Source organism: Paenibacillus sp. USHLN196 (genome assembly GCF_037144955.1).
GTDB lineage: Bacteria > Bacillota > Bacilli > Paenibacillales > Paenibacillaceae > Paenibacillus > Paenibacillus xylanexedens_C.
Map to the genome: position 1 here is coordinate 59872 of NZ_JBBCYH010000019.1, position 14091 is coordinate 73962.

At 48.4% G+C, this 14091-nt stretch carries 14 protein-coding genes and 1 riboswitch; of the genes, 8 read left to right on the plus strand and 6 right to left on the minus strand.

All coding sequences use genetic code 11. From position 1 onward, the window contains the following. Position 1: 1 nt before the first annotated feature. Together WFI24_RS30225 and WFI24_RS30230 are read left to right on the plus strand one after the other, a co-directional pair. Positions 2-1597, plus strand: a complete 1596-nt coding sequence (locus WFI24_RS30225) for an ATP-binding protein (protein ID WP_336765561.1) — start codon at positions 2-4, stop codon at positions 1595-1597. A 1-nt stretch (position 1598) separates the two neighbouring features. Then, complete coding sequence (locus WFI24_RS30230; protein ID WP_336765562.1) at positions 1599-2300, plus strand: response regulator; 702 nt, start codon at positions 1599-1601, stop codon at positions 2298-2300. Between the two features lie 116 nt (positions 2301-2416). On the opposite strand, the gene WFI24_RS30235 is transcribed toward WFI24_RS30230, so the two are convergent. Next, a complete protein-coding gene (locus tag WFI24_RS30235; protein ID WP_336765563.1) occupies positions 2417-3718 on the minus strand; it encodes an alpha-glucosidase/alpha-galactosidase in 1302 nt (433 codons plus the stop codon). 201 nt (positions 3719-3919) lie between these two features. On the opposite strand from WFI24_RS30235, the gene WFI24_RS30240 reads away from it, so the two are divergent. From WFI24_RS30240 to WFI24_RS30265, 6 genes are all read left to right on the plus strand, one after another. Beyond that, the gene (locus WFI24_RS30240; protein ID WP_336765564.1) at positions 3920-4747 is read left to right on the plus strand and encodes an AraC family transcriptional regulator; all 828 of its coding nucleotides are present in this window, start codon (positions 3920-3922) and stop codon (positions 4745-4747) included. A gap of 77 nt (positions 4748-4824) precedes the next feature. Further along, positions 4825-5016, plus strand: a riboswitch (cobalamin riboswitch). Between the two features lie 193 nt (positions 5017-5209). After that, the gene (gene nikB, locus WFI24_RS30245) at positions 5210-6148 is read left to right on the plus strand and encodes a nickel ABC transporter permease (protein ID WP_336765565.1); all 939 of its coding nucleotides are present in this window, start codon (positions 5210-5212) and stop codon (positions 6146-6148) included. Beyond that, positions 6149-6982 (plus strand): nickel transporter permease, encoded by an 834-nt coding sequence (gene nikC / locus WFI24_RS30250; RefSeq protein WP_336765566.1) that lies wholly within the window; start codon positions 6149-6151, stop codon positions 6980-6982. Positions 6983-6996: 14 nt separating this feature from the next. Beyond that, positions 6997-8589, plus strand: coding sequence for an ABC transporter substrate-binding protein (locus tag WFI24_RS30255; protein WP_336765567.1), 1593 nt, complete (start codon positions 6997-6999; stop codon positions 8587-8589). After that, positions 8589-9386, plus strand: coding sequence for an ABC transporter ATP-binding protein (locus WFI24_RS30260; protein ID WP_336765568.1), 798 nt, complete (start codon positions 8589-8591; stop codon positions 9384-9386). Before WFI24_RS30255 ends, WFI24_RS30260 begins: the two co-directional genes overlap by 1 nt. Continuing rightward, complete coding sequence (locus WFI24_RS30265) at positions 9376-10239, plus strand: ABC transporter ATP-binding protein (protein WP_336765569.1); 864 nt, start codon at positions 9376-9378, stop codon at positions 10237-10239. The genes WFI24_RS30260 and WFI24_RS30265 overlap by 11 nt, the downstream gene beginning before the upstream one ends. 35 nt (positions 10240-10274) lie before the next feature. Here the strand turns inward: WFI24_RS30265 and csaA are convergent, their stop codons facing one another. The 5 genes from csaA to WFI24_RS30290 all read right to left on the minus strand — a co-directional run bounded on the left by csaA (position 10275) and on the right by WFI24_RS30290 (position 13802). Beyond that, positions 10275-10604, minus strand: a complete 330-nt coding sequence (csaA, locus tag WFI24_RS30270) for a chaperone CsaA (RefSeq protein WP_336765570.1) — start codon at positions 10602-10604, stop codon at positions 10275-10277. Positions 10605-10716: 112 nt separating this feature from the next. After that, positions 10717-11349 (minus strand): uridine kinase, encoded by a 633-nt coding sequence (udk, locus tag WFI24_RS30275; protein ID WP_017691162.1) that lies wholly within the window; start codon positions 11347-11349, stop codon positions 10717-10719. Between the two features lie 205 nt (positions 11350-11554). Further along, positions 11555-12133: a VanZ family protein gene (locus WFI24_RS30280; RefSeq protein WP_336765571.1), complete on the minus strand. Its 579-nt coding sequence runs from the start codon at positions 12131-12133 to the stop codon at positions 11555-11557. Between the two features lie 27 nt (positions 12134-12160). Then, entirely contained in the window at positions 12161-13285 is a 1125-nt protein-coding gene (locus tag WFI24_RS30285; RefSeq protein ID WP_336765572.1) for a DUF4179 domain-containing protein, read from the minus strand. Further along, complete coding sequence (locus WFI24_RS30290) at positions 13269-13802, minus strand: RNA polymerase sigma factor (protein ID WP_336765573.1); 534 nt, start codon at positions 13800-13802, stop codon at positions 13269-13271. The genes WFI24_RS30285 and WFI24_RS30290 overlap by 17 nt, the downstream gene beginning before the upstream one ends. Positions 13803-14091 lie beyond the last annotated feature (289 nt).

A 14091-nucleotide genomic window follows, 5' to 3' on the forward strand; every position in this document is an offset into this window, starting at 1 on the left:
GATGTTGTCTGATCGAATAAAAAAAGAAACGCGGGCATCCCATGGGAAACGGGTTCCGGCATATGTATGGGTGACCCTCGGGGTGACGCTGTTAACCTTGCTGCTTCATCCCATCGGGATGAGTGGTGATTTGGTTAATGTAGCGCTGATATACCTATTTCCCGTACTGGTGAGTGCCGTGTATTGGGGAATGGGGCCAGCTATATATGCCGCGAGTTTTAGCGTCATTATGTTTGACTTCTTTTTTGTACCACCATATCTGAGCTTTACGGTTGAAGATCTGAGATATCTCATCTCCTTTGTCGTGTATCTTGCGGTGGCCATTTTAACTGCGAGTCTCGCAGGTCGATTGAGACAACAGTTGGAGATGGTAAAAGCACGTGAGGCCACGACTAACTCCCTATACGCATTGAGTCGTCAGATGACAGCCATTACGGATCTGAATACGTTGCTGGTTAATATTGCGACCCAAGTATCGCTTACGCTGGGTAAGCCGACGGCTGTGTATCTTCCGGATAAACAGGGTGATCTGATGGTTACAAACTCTTCCGCATCCGCATCAGAAGGGGAGAAGGATGGGGGGGGGGATGGGGAGTCGGAGATTGCCATTGCCAAATGGGTATATCTTCACGGACAGATCGCCGGTAAGGGATCATCCACTCTGCGGGAATCTACCGGACTTTACGTGCCGCTACGCACAGAGGAGCAGATTCATGGCGTGCTCGCTGTGAGCATGGACGCTGATGAGGTTCATGAGCAGCAAGAAGAGCTTCGTCTGTTGGAGGCATGCGGTGGACTGGCCGCAGGTGCTATTGCCCGAGTGAAGCTGGCGGAAGAGGCCCGATTGGCACAGATCACTGCCGAATCGGAGCGCATACGCACAGCGCTGCTGGACTCTGTTTCTCATGAATTGCGTACTCCCCTAACCGCCATTATCGGCTCGGCTACGGGATTGTTGGAGAATGATACTCTTTTTACACCCGAGGATCGGAGAGAATTAACAGGCAACATTCGGGATGGGGCCATGCGTATGAATCGTCTCGTCACAAATCTGTTGGGCATGGTTCGGCTGGAGAGCGGCATGTTGCAACTGAATCGGAAATGGTGTGACGTGGAAGATATAATCAGCGTTGTACTGACACAGGTTCGGGAATTCAGTCCCCATCGCAACATTCAAGTTGAATTTCCTGATGATCCGGTGTTCATTTACGGAGATGAAGTATTGCTGGAGCAGGTGCTGGTCAATATCGTCAGCAACGCCATCAAATATTCACCCGATAAGAGCCTGATTGTCATCATTGTGGCGAGTGATAGAAGTCCGAGTCAATTGACAATCATGGTCGCTGATCAAGGCATCGGTATACCGGAAGCAGAAAGAACACGTATATTTGATAAGTTCTATCGCTCAGAGTCTACTCAGCATGTCACAGGGACGGGGCTTGGTCTGGCCATCTGCAAAGGCATTGTGGAAGTCCACGGAGGTACTATTGTAGCAGAGCCGAATCCGGGCGGCGGAACGAGAATGCGCATAGATATCCCCATGGAGGCTCACGGACCGCGGTTTCCCTATTCAGAACAAGGAGAGGTTGAAGAATAACATGAACGCACCACTAGGGGCTCGTATACTGGTGATCGATGATGAGCCGCAGATTCGCAAATTGCTCAAGGTCACCCTTCAGGCACACCAATTCGAACTCCACGAGTGCGGGGATGGCGAAGAGGGTGTCATTCAGGCCAGCATTGTACATCCGGATCTGATCATCCTGGATCTCGGTTTGCCGGGCATGTCCGGTATGGAGGTGCTTCGCCGGATTCGTGAATGGTCACAAGTGCCGATTATCGTGCTGACAGCGAAGGATCAGGAGGGAGATAAAATTGCCGCGCTGGATAGCGGTGCAGATGATTATGTGACGAAACCCTTCGGGATGGGTGAGTTGGTCGCTCGTATTCGGGTTGCGCTGCGTCATGTAGCCAAAACGACAGATGAGCCCATATTGCGCTTCGGATCACTTACGATTGATCTGGCCCAAAGGCAGGTCGAACTGGAGGGAACTTTGGTCAAATTAACCCCAACGGAATATGAGATGCTGAAGGTGCTCGCTTCCAATGCGGGAAAGATCATCACCCAGCGTCAGCTTTTGCAGCAAGTATGGGGAGGGCATCATCATGAGTCTGACAGCCATTACCTCCGGGTATATGTGGGACATCTGCGTAAAAAATTAAAGGAAGATCCGGCGAATCCCCGATATATTCAGACGGAGCCGGGTATTGGTTATCGCTTTTTGCTCCCTGCCGAATAAGGTTTAAGTGTGCGTGGTGTTTATTATAAGAGATGCGATGCACGACTCAGCAGATGAGTGCTATGAAACGAACAAAACACCGTCCCCTTTAGCTGCAAAGGAAACGGTGCTTTTTATTATGACGTGTATTTTGGCAGCCAATCCCCGTGAGCCTCAATCAACTCATCACACATCGCTACGATGTCATCGATAGACAGTTCGGCAGCTGTGTGCGGATCAAGCATGGCGGCATGATAGATATGTTCCTTCTTGCCAGTAATTGCCGCTTCAATCGTCAGCAGTTGAGTGTTGATGTTTGTCCGGTTCAAAGCCGCGAGTTGTGGGGGCAGGTCACCAATGTACGTAGGGCTGATCCCTGATCCATCGACCAGACAAGGTACCTCGACACATGCCTCGCGTGGCAGATTCGTAATCAGTCCGTTGTTCATGACGTTGCCGCCAATTTTGTAAGGTTGGTTCGTCTCCATAGCCTCCATAATATGCGATGCGTATTCCCGACTGCGGGTATGTTCAATATTTTCGCTGGCAAACAGTTTGGTACGCATCTCTTTCCAGCCTTCAATCTGGTTCACACAGCGGCGTGGGTACTCATCCAGTGGAATGTTGAAGCGTTCGATTAGCTCCGGGTAATTCCGTTTGATGAAGTAAGGGTGGTACTCAGCATTGTGCTCGGAGGACTCCGTTACATAATAGCCAAAACGCTGCATCAGCTCAAAACGAACCATGTCATCATGCTGTTCCTTCTGTTTTTCCTTCGCCAGACGTTTGATCTCGGGGTACAGATCCTGCCCGTCTTTTGTAACTTCGAGCAGCCATGCCATGTGGTTGATGCCTGCAATTTTGGCTACGACACCCGTCTGATCGATCCCCAGTGCATCAAACAGATGCGGTACACATACCTGCACACTATGACACAATCCTACGGTTTTGATCCCACCATGTACGTTCATGACGTTGGTAAGCACGGCCATCGGGTTGGTATAGTTCAGGAACCATGCATCCGGACATACTTCCTGCATATCCCGGGCAAAATCCAGCATGACCGGAATCGTCCGCAAGTTACGGAAAATTCCGCCGATACCGAGTGTGTCTGCAATCGTTTGACGCAGTCCGTATTTCTTCGGAATCTCGAAGTCCGTAATGGTGCATGGATCATACCCACCCACCTGAATGGCGTTGATGACATATTTGGCTCCGCGCAGCGCTTCTTTGCGGTCATGATACACGTTAATGACACAACGACTTCCAATCGAACGGGCCAGACTGGTCAACAAACGCTCTGAGTCGCTCAAGCGTTCAGCATCAATATCGAATAGTGCCAGCTCGAAATCTTGCAGTGCTTCGGTCATCATGACATCACCCAATACATTTTTAACAAAGACGGTGCTGCCTGCACCGAGGAACGTAATTTTATTCATTTAAGTTTAGCCTCCCTGAAAAATGTTGTACCCCAACTATAGGCCGATTCGGCGCATATAACTATGGCTCAACCCCTTTCAAACATGTCATAATCCCATTTTTGTTCCCGCTTTCAACTAATATAGAAGTATTTTAGCTGTTATAATATAAATAGATTGAATGAAGAGGTAAGTGGAACGAAGTAGGATGGAGGGCGAAAAATGAGTCGCATTGAGATGAATGTGGTTCGCGCAGGCTGGACACAGATGGAGCTGATTTTGTTGTTTTTCGGGTGGGAGGCATGTGAACCTGCGCATTATTGGGGACCGGGTGTACGCGATTCTTACATTGTGCACTACATCCATGAAGGACGGGGGATCGTGTACATGGGGGACCAAGAATACAAGTTGACTCAGGGACAGGGTTTTGTCATACTCCCGGACACGCTTATTCATTATGAGGCAGATCCGAAGGATCCCTGGACGTATTCGTGGTTTGGATTCAAAGGTGTGCAAGCCAAGGCATTCATGCAACGTGCCCGATTGAGCCCGGAGCATCCAGTGTATGATGCCCGTGATACGAATACAATGGAGCGCCTGTACTCAGAGATGGTTCAGGCCTCCACGTATTCGGGAGGGGATGTGATGAACCAAAGTCTCTTGTACCGCCTGATAGCGGAGTTGATCTCATCGTCACCGGTAGAGGAAGAGGAGGGACAGCTTCTTTCGAACAAAGAAGAGTACATCAGGCAGGCAGTTCAGTTTATGGAGAACAGGTACAGCCAGCGGACCTCCATTCTGGATATTGCCCACGCCGTGGGGCTGGACCGCACATATCTGTCAGGATTGTTCAAGGAACGATACGGCAAGTCGCTACAGTCATTTTTTCTGGAATACCGTATGAATCGTGCTGCCGATCTTCTTCAGAACCCCGGACTTTCCGTTAGTGAAGTAGCCCATTCGGTGGGTTATACGGACCCATTATTATTTTCAAAGATGTTTAAGCGTGTGACGGGTGTGTCTCCGAAGGGTTCGAGAATTCGCGGTTAGACGTATCCAGTGTTTCAAATTTGAAAGAAAAGTTTTGATCATTAATCGTCGTCCCGCTATACTGATACAGAAGTGCAATTGAATATGTGGAACTTGGTGCTTCGCCCGTCGGGGTGAAAGCTTAATAGGGAAGTCCGGTGTAATACCGGCGCGGTCCCGCCACTGTAACAGAGGAGTCAAGTAGCGATAATCCACTGGTTTAGACCGGGAAGGAGCTGCAATGACCATGATTCTGGAGCCAGGAGACCTGCCAGGTTTAACAAACACAGTAGTACCCTACGGGAGATAGGAAGGTGTTTAGAGAGCATGATTTTTTCTGAAAATCTGTTTATTTAAGGCGTCCTCATCCAGTAACACGGAGAGGGTCGCCTTTTTTGATAGAATTTATACGATTTCAGCGGAGCTGTGGACGGAGAACATCATGGCACATACATAAAGTTTTGGGGAAGGACGTTTGAGCACTTGAGCAGATATATCGTTAAGCGTTTATTACAACTGGTTGTCGTATTGTTCGGCATCACGTTTCTGACATTCCTGCTAACCTATCTGTCTCCTGGGGATCCAGCCAGACTTATGCTCATGTCTACAGGGGTAACGCCATCCGATGAACTGGTCAGGCAGGTGAGGTCAGAGCTTGGATTGGACGAGCCTTTTCTCTATCGATACGGGACATGGCTGGGACAGGTGGTGACCGGAGATTTTGGTACGTCATATAAATACAATCGTCCAGTACTGGATGTGCTCATGGCACGGCTTCCGGCAACGCTTTGGCTAACAGGAAGCGCTATGATTTTGGTTATTTTGGTTTCCTTTCCATTGGGGATGTTGTCGGCTGTCTATCGTAATAAATGGCTGGATTTTGTTATTCGTTTGTTCTCTTTTGCCGGATTATCGATGCCCAGCTTCTGGTTGGGTATGTTGCTCATGTTGGTCTTCGGCGTACAGCTGAAGCTGCTGCCGGTGATGGGCAAATCCGGATGGAATAGTCTGATTCTGCCTGCATGTACACTCGCGATTCCACTTGTTGCCCAGTACAGCAGACAGATTCGTACGGTCCTGCTTGAGGAGACAAGCCAGAACTATGTGATCGGAGCAAGATCCAGAGGTGTGAAGGAGTCGATCATTATTTTGCGTCATATTCTCCCCAATGCCCTGCTGCCGATCGTTACCCTTATGGGTATGACGACAGGTGCTTTGTTAGGTGGTGCAGCCATTGTCGAAAGTTTATTTGTATGGCCTGGCGTTGGTCAGATGGCCGTGGATGCCATTTTTACACGGGATTATCCGCTGATTCAGGGGTATGTCATCTGGATGGCGATCATATATGTCACACTGAATCTGCTGGTTGATGTATGGACACATCTTCGTGATCCTCGAATCCGACTGGATGTGGATGTATAGATGAGAGTCTTCAGACATGTATTACTACAAAATCGCTGGTTCACATTCCTGTTATCTCTAACCGTCTTCTGGATTATTCTCGCCATGGTTGCGCCGCTGCTCGCACCACACGACCCACTTGCAACGAATTTTGCCAAAGTGTTGCAGCCATCCAGCGCCGAATATCCACTCGGAACCGATCAGCTAGGTCGCTGTGTATTGTCCCGTCTGCTATACGGAGCGCGAACCTCACTGCTGCTTACCTTTATGATGATTGGCATTGTATTTGTACTCGGTGTAGCGATTGGAGTTATCGCCGGTTTCGCTCGCGGTGTGACGGATACGATTCTCATGCGGTTGTCCGACACACTAATGGCATTTCCGGGCCTGATTTTTGCGATCGCTGTGGTGGGAATGCTTGGGCCGGGATTGTTCAATACGGTGCTGGCATTGTCGGTTGTCTGGTGGGCGAAGTATGCACGGATGGCCAGAAGCCTGGTGATTTCCCTTCAGCAAAAGGAATATGTCGTTGCCGCTGCTTTCAGCGGAGCACGTAAGATACAGATCATTGGCAGGACGATCCTGCCCAATATGATGTCACCACTCATCGTCATGGCGATGATGGATGTGGGTGGCATGATGCTGTCCATCTCGGGATTATCTTTTCTCGGACTCGGTGCGCAGCCACCGAACCCCGAGTGGGGTGCCATGTTGAATGAAGGCAGAAGGTATCTGCAGACTGCGCCTTGGCTGTTGATATATCCGGGCCTGGCGATATTTAGCACTGTTATTATTTTTAATTTACTGGGAGACGGCCTGCGAGACGTGCTTGATCCCAAGAAAAATACAGCTTAACTGGAGGAACCAGAATGAAGAGGAATTTTCCAAAATCGATCCTGCTCACCATCGTATCCATGTTCGTTGTGTTCTTGCTTGCAGCTTGTGGCACCACCAATAATCCATCGACCTCGTCTGATGCAACGGGAAAGTCGGTGGCTACCGACAATGAGACTGCAAGCGCACCAACTCATCTAAATGTGGCCCTGTTCTGGCTTGGAAGCAATCTGGACCCGGCAGAGGAATGGAACGGCTGGACGCTCACGCGTGCAGCGATTGGTGAGACACTGATTCAGTTTGACGAGAATATGAAGCTGGTTCCTAAAATTGCAGACACGTGGGAACGTGTTGATGACACGACGTGGCATTTTCATATTCGGGAGGGTGTAACCTTCCATAACGGAAATAAGGTAACTGCAGACGCGGTGAAAAAATCGATCGAACGCTCCATTGAGCTAAACGAGAGAGGACAAGCGACTGTGCCAGTGGCCTCGATTACTGCTGAGGGACAAGATCTGACAATCAAGACGACAGAGCCTTATGCGTCCCTGCTTGGTAATATTGCTGAGCCACTGTTTATCATTGTGGATACCAGTGCAGATACATCCAAATTCAAGAGCGAGCCTATTGCTACCGGGCCATTTATGGTAACGGGTTATACGCCGGATCAGGAGATTCAGGTGAAAAAGTATGACGGGTATTGGGGTGGTGCGGCAGATGTCGACACATTGACGTTGAAATATATCAAGGATGACAGCACGCGCGCCCTTGCCCTACAGTCCGGAGAGATTGATGTAGCAAGTAACGTGGGGCGCAGCAGTTTGGCATTATTCCAGGACGAGAGTCAATACACCATTGACGAAATTCCCAGCCTGCGTACCCAATTCGTATGGTTGAACACAACCAATCCGTTGCTGAGTGATCCGGAGGTTCGCCGTGCGATTTCATATGGTATTGACCGGGAGATGTACGCGAATACACTGGTGGGCGGTCAGGCAGCCAAAGGACCATTCACGTCAGCACTGCCTTTTGGCTATGACAAGATCAAAGGATATGATTACGAACCGGAGAAAGCCAAACAGTTGCTGGATGGGGCTGGTTTCAAGGATACAGATGGCGATGGCATTCGTGAAAAAGATGGAAAGAAGCTGTCGTTACAGCTGATTCTCAACTCCGCTTACGAGTCAGATTCGATTGTGGCTGCTGCGATGCAATCCCAGCTTAAAGAGATTGGCGTTCAGTTGGAGATGACCTCTTATGAGGATCTGACCGATCATCAGAAGAGCGGGAATTACGATCTCGCTTTAACAAGTATTAATACAGGTATCACGGGTGACCCGCAGTATATTCTGGATTTCTACTTCACGACGGGCGCGGAATGGAACGTAGGCGGATATAGCAATCCGAAGCTGGATGAGGTAATTACTCGTCTTCACTCCGAGTTTGACGTGGAGAAAAGGTATGCCCTCGCGGCAGAGGCTCAGCAGATGATTCTGGACGATGCAGCATATATGTTTTTGACCTATACCCCGATTAATATTGTGAGTAAAAGCAACGTGCAAGGTGCGACGATGTATCCCATCGATTTCTATCTACTGGATCGTAATATTAAGGTTGGACAGTAATGAAGCCATTGCTTAGTGTCAACAACCTTTCCGTAACCTATAAGGATGACTCTATGGCACTGCGGGATTTGTCCTTCTCCATGAATAAGGGGGAGATTATCGGGATTGTAGGTGAAAGTGGCAGCGGAAAGTCGACCCTGATTCGGGCTTTACTTGGCCTATTACCAGAAGGTGGTCAGTACACCGGGGGAGAGATCTCTTTTCAGGAAAAAGTGCTTCTAGGTGAGTCGCGGTTGGATTGGGGGGGAGTGCGTGGGAAGCGGATTGCCATTGTGTTTCAGGACAGTGGTTCGTATCTTAATCCCATTCGCAGCATCGGTAGTCAGTATATCGAAGCGATTCGTACTCATTTCACCGTGTCCAGAAAAGCAGCTCAGACCATGGCTATGAATATGCTCTCGGACATGGGATTGGGAGATCCGGAACGAATCATGCGTGCCTATCCCTCACAGCTGAGTGGGGGGATGAAACAACGAACGGCGATAGCTATGGCAGTTACGATGGAACCTGAACTCTTACTTGCAGATGAGCCGACCAGTGCATTGGATGTGACGACACAGAATGAAGTGATGAACCGATTGAGCGAGCTTCGCTCCCGGCAAGGGACAGGCATGATCATCGTAACGCATAACATTGCCGTTGCAGCTCATATGGCGGATCGAATTGGTGTGATGCAGGGTGGTACCTTGGTTGAAATGGGAGAGACTTTCCGCGTCATATCCGAACCTCGGCATGAATACACTCGCAAACTGCTGAGTGCTGTACCTGAATTGGAGGGAAATGTTCATGGATCATAAGGAGTTACCAATTCTGGAACTAAGAAATCTGAGCAAAACCTACGAGTTAAAGGGGCATAGGGCAGTCGGTGCACTGAAAGCTGTTCATTTGGAGCTGTATCCGGGGGAGTGTCTGGGGATTGTCGGGGAGAGTGGTAGCGGGAAGAGCACACTGGCTAGATGTGTAACCCATCTGGAACGAGTGACGTCAGGACAGATTTGCTATCGTCAGCAAGATATTACGCGATTGAACGGAAAGGCGCTACGCTCTCAACGAAAGCGGATCCAGATGGTCTTCCAGGAGCCTTCGGCTATCTTTAACCCGCGAATGAAGATTGGAGCTTTTATCCGGGAGCCACTCATCAATTATAAAATAATGAAGGGTCAACAACTTGAGCAGGAAGTGCTCAGGCTGTTGGAACGGGTGGGATTGTCTGCTGCGACGGCAGGTAAATATCCACATGAACTGAGCGGGGGAGAGCAGCAGAGAGCAGTTATTGCTCGTGCGATTGGTGTTCGGCCGGACATCATCCTGTTCGATGAAGCTACCTCTGCACTGGATGTTTCCATTCAGCAGCAGATCCTGGATCTGTTGCTGGAGTTGAGAAAGGAAACAGGCATCTCATCTATTTTCATATCGCATGATCTCGCGGTGGTGCAACAGGTCAGCGATCGAATTGCCGTGATGTACCAGGGGGAAGTCGTTGAAGTCGTAGAGAGTTCGCAGCTGACCAACTCAACGAATCATCCCTATACCCGGAGCCTAATGGCCTCGGTTTTGTCCGTGAGAGAAATGAAGCATAAGATGAAGGCGCAGAAGCAGGAAGAGGAACAAGGACGGATGGGGGTTCTTCAGGAAAGTCTGTCAGGATAACACCGACGTGCGGGTTATCGTTACTCCAAATAAAGTCAGGCTATCGTTGTTCCATTAGGTATTGGGCTATCCGGTGAGAGCAAGACAACATCACCTTCACCAGGCACACCGCCCAGTACGAGTACTTCAGAGACAAATCCGGCAATCCGCCGAGGCGGGAAATTAACTACTGCTATCACCTGTTTGCCGATCATGATGTCAGGCGTGTAGCGTTGGGTAATCTGAGCACTGGAGCGTTTAAGACCAAGTGGTCCGAAGTCGATCGTCATTTTAATGGCGGGAATGCGAGCCTTGGGGAAGGGTTCGGCTTCCACCACTGTACCAACCCGGATGTCATGCTGCATAAACTCTTCAAAAGTAGCCATAGGGTAGATCTCCTTTCAACTATTGGGGACTATTATAAATGAAAAATCAACAAAAAATCCAGATTACGCTGTATCGTAACCTGGATTTTTTGTTGTGTTGCTTTGCTACAAATTAAGCGCCGTTCCAATTCTCTCCGGTGAGGTATTTCTCGGTGAGGATGGATAACATCTGAATGCCTACTTCATTATGTCCGCCTTCTGGAATAATGATGTCAGCATACTTTTTGGATGGCTCGATAAAAGCATCGTGCATTGGTTTTACCGTTTCGAGATATTGTTTGTACACGGATTGGATCGTGCGTCCGCGTTCTTCAATGTCCCGCAGCACTCTACGTAGAATCCGCACATCGGAATCGGTATCAACGAATACTTTGATGTCCATCAGACTGCGAAGATGTTCGTCAATCAGCACATGCAATCCTTCTACAATGACAATATGGTTCGGTGCCAGTTCAACCGTCTCATTGGCAGCACGATTATCTATGGTGAAGTCATATACGGGAGCATACGCCGCTTGGCCTTTTTTCAACAGGGTGAGATGCTCAATCAACAGATCATTATCGAATGCAAACGGGTGATCGTAATTGGTGAGTCGGCGTTGCTCAGGTGTGAGCTGCGACTGGTCTTTGTAATAATTGTCTTGGGATATAAACGTAACCTTACCTGATCCCAGACGGTCTATGACGGAGCGAGCTACCGTCGTTTTACCGGAGCCGGTTCCTCCGGCGATACCAATAATGAGCATGGTTGTTCCATAAGCCTCCCTAGAATGGCAGCATAATCATGGATAAAGAGCACTGATTCAGAATCAATTTTAGCACCTTTACCCACATGTCTGTCTGTGAATACACAATTCTTTCATTGTACCACAGCACTTTACTTTTTTCATCTGAGGGAAGTGACCATGTTTTGCCTGAATCCAATCCGAATGGAAGAGAGACTGATTTCGACTACGATTGTTTAGAAAGGAAGCGACCCGGTAGCCTCCATGGGATCATGAACCGCTGGCCTATCGCGAGTTTTGTAATTCTGTGAAAAATGAGATAACCAATGATGCTGCCGACTGTATTCGCGATCAGATCGTTTATGTCCGTAGTACGGCCATTACCCAGAGTAATCCGGAGGATGAGCTGCAGCATTTCGATGGAAAAGCTGAAGATTAATCCGCTCCGCACAGCTTTTCTCACTGAGTCTGCCGAAGAACTAATCAGAGGCAGCATGAAGCCGAATGGCATAAACAACAGCATATTCAGTGCAAAACTGGGGATATCCAACGTAAGCATGGGAATGAACTGAATGGTTTTGTACCATGGCGTCTGATTGGCATACATACCCATATTGACGTCGATGGGGAAGAAGACAAAATGCATAACCGCCAGAATATATACAGCAAATGTAATGATCGAGATGTACTGCCTTATCGTGTACCTGATCTGGTTTGCCCTGGTGTAAAACACCAGAGCAATCAGGAACAAAATAAATAGTGGACCCAGTACAGTTATGGACTCAACCGTATGTTGAATAGACATGAAGAAAACTCCTTTATGAATAGATGGTTACGGTTGATTCAGCTCGATTTTCATGTCCATTCCCTTGATGAACTGCCGATCTTTAATCTCTTCCGTAAAATCATCCTCAATCTCAAATGGCTTCACGACCAAATATGCTGAGTCGCCAGGTGTGGTGGCATAGATCCGTTCAGATTTTAATTGATTACCCCCATACAAGCCCTCCGCATTTAATGCGGTCAATTGCCGACCCTGATCATCGAAAATTGCAAACCCTATATTTCGTAATTGCTCTTCATCTTTAGCCGTGAGCATGCTCTTACCATGAAGTGAGATCACCGTGGACAGACGTGTTGTAATTGGCGTAACCTGTGCTTCCATAACGGATGCGGTAATCAGATCATTGGAGACGATGACGTTGGGTTCAATATGCTGGATATCCTCAGTCGTTTTCGTGAACGGGATGTTCAGCTCAAATTCGTGATCAATGCCCTGCAAAGTGAATGTGACCTTTGCGTTGAACTGATCTGGCAGTCCGGCAGCAGCCTGGTTAGCGGGGATTACTTGCTCGAACAGTAATGTATCCGGCTGCGTTTGTCCTGCAGGGCCGTAGAATAAGCCGCCCTCCTGGTCTGTACCATTGACGTTGAAAAAGACATTATCCATTCCATCGCTAAGCTTCACGATGTCCTTGCCATTGTCATACTCACCATTGTTCAGGTTGGGTGCAGTGACATGAACCAAAAAAGCTGCACGAGTACCATCATAGACGGTCTCCTTCACTTCCAGCTTCACGTCTTTGAACGATACATTGCTGTTTACGAATTTCGTCAGACCTTCGTCTCCTGCAGTGCGTAATCCCATATCGGCTTCAATAGAGCTGAAGAGACTGCCAACCAGCGGGATGCTGCGTAGAGAATCAGCCATGACAGGAGACACAAATCCAGAGGCAAAGACGGTTATACCTAACACTCCCGCTGCAATCGTTGCTGCGGCTGTACGACGCAGACCTCTATGAAGACGAGGATTACGAGATTGTTCTGAATTCAGCATGGTTGCTTCCGGCAGTGATTCCAGCGTGGCATCGATTCGATTGCGTACCATTTCTGACATGACGGGTCGCTCCTTCGTCTGTTCTCTTAATTCCTGATCGATATTAAACGGGTTTGACATGTAGTTTTACCTCCCGAAAGTTTTTGAATTTGTGATACAGCTCCTGTCGTGCACGGCTTAATCGCATTTTCACCGCGCTTTCGGATATATCGAGCGCCTCTGCTACCTGCCGCAGGGAGAGATCTTCGAAATAATGCAGCACGATGACAACTCTCTTTTGTTCGTCAAGCCGATCAACGGCTTCTCTCATATCTACCTCATCGAAGGGACTGGAGGATTCCTGCTTTGTGGGCACCTCTGCATAGGATGTGGAGAGGGAGCGGCGGGACAATAGCGTGTTGCATTCATTAATCAGGATACGGAATATCCACGTTTTGAAATAGTGAGGTTCCCGAATCGTATGGAGTGATTTATAGGCTTTTAGAATCGTCTCCTGAATGGCATCAGCCACATCCTCCTCTTTTCGAAGCATGGATTTTGCCGTATTGTATAGAGAGTTTTCAATTTCTCTGATGAGCCTGATAAAGGCATCGCGATCTCCGGATATCGCCTGATGAATGAGACCGGTTGGATCCATGGATAGCAGCTCCTTTCTTGGGTTACAGGGATTCAACTTCCCGTTTGTTTTTACATGAATTAGACTGCCAGTGGGCTTATATGGTCACAATTATTTTTTATAGTGAAAAAGATGCTGTTATATATGACGTATTCCTATGGCATGTCCCCTTCAGTCAAGAAGAGCACATTCCTTCCTGATATTGACGGATTGACTTTTTGAAGAACAGGCCTATAATAATAAATATATTCATAACACGGACTGTTACTGGGCGAACCAGGCATGACCGAATTCGATTATTTAACTGTAA

Coding starts and splice junctions, on each gene's coding strand:
- WFI24_RS30240 (WP_336765564.1), top strand. CDS start 3,920: ATGAGTCGCATTGAGATGAATGTGGTTCGCGCAGGCTGGACACAGATG.
- WFI24_RS30285 (WP_336765572.1), bottom strand. CDS start 13,285: ATGTCAAACCCGTTTAATATCGATCAGGAATTAAGAGAACAGACGAAG.
- nikC (WP_336765566.1), top strand. CDS start 6,149: ATGAGAGTCTTCAGACATGTATTACTACAAAATCGCTGGTTCACATTC.
- WFI24_RS30225 (WP_336765561.1), top strand. CDS start 2: ATGTTGTCTGATCGAATAAAAAAAGAAACGCGGGCATCCCATGGGAAA.
- WFI24_RS30265 (WP_336765569.1), top strand. CDS start 9,376: ATGGATCATAAGGAGTTACCAATTCTGGAACTAAGAAATCTGAGCAAA.
- WFI24_RS30255 (WP_336765567.1), top strand. CDS start 6,997: ATGAAGAGGAATTTTCCAAAATCGATCCTGCTCACCATCGTATCCATG.
- udk (WP_017691162.1), bottom strand. CDS start 11,349: ATGCTCATTATTGGTATCGCCGGAGGAACCGGCTCCGGTAAAACGACG.
- WFI24_RS30235 (WP_336765563.1), bottom strand. CDS start 3,718: ATGAATAAAATTACGTTCCTCGGTGCAGGCAGCACCGTCTTTGTTAAA.
- csaA (WP_336765570.1), bottom strand. CDS start 10,604: ATGGCTACTTTTGAAGAGTTTATGCAGCATGACATCCGGGTTGGTACA.
- WFI24_RS30280 (WP_336765571.1), bottom strand. CDS start 12,133: ATGTCTATTCAACATACGGTTGAGTCCATAACTGTACTGGGTCCACTA.
- WFI24_RS30260 (WP_336765568.1), top strand. CDS start 8,589: ATGAAGCCATTGCTTAGTGTCAACAACCTTTCCGTAACCTATAAGGAT.
- WFI24_RS30290 (WP_336765573.1), bottom strand. CDS start 13,802: ATGGATCCAACCGGTCTCATTCATCAGGCGATATCCGGAGATCGCGAT.
- WFI24_RS30230 (WP_336765562.1), top strand. CDS start 1,599: ATGAACGCACCACTAGGGGCTCGTATACTGGTGATCGATGATGAGCCG.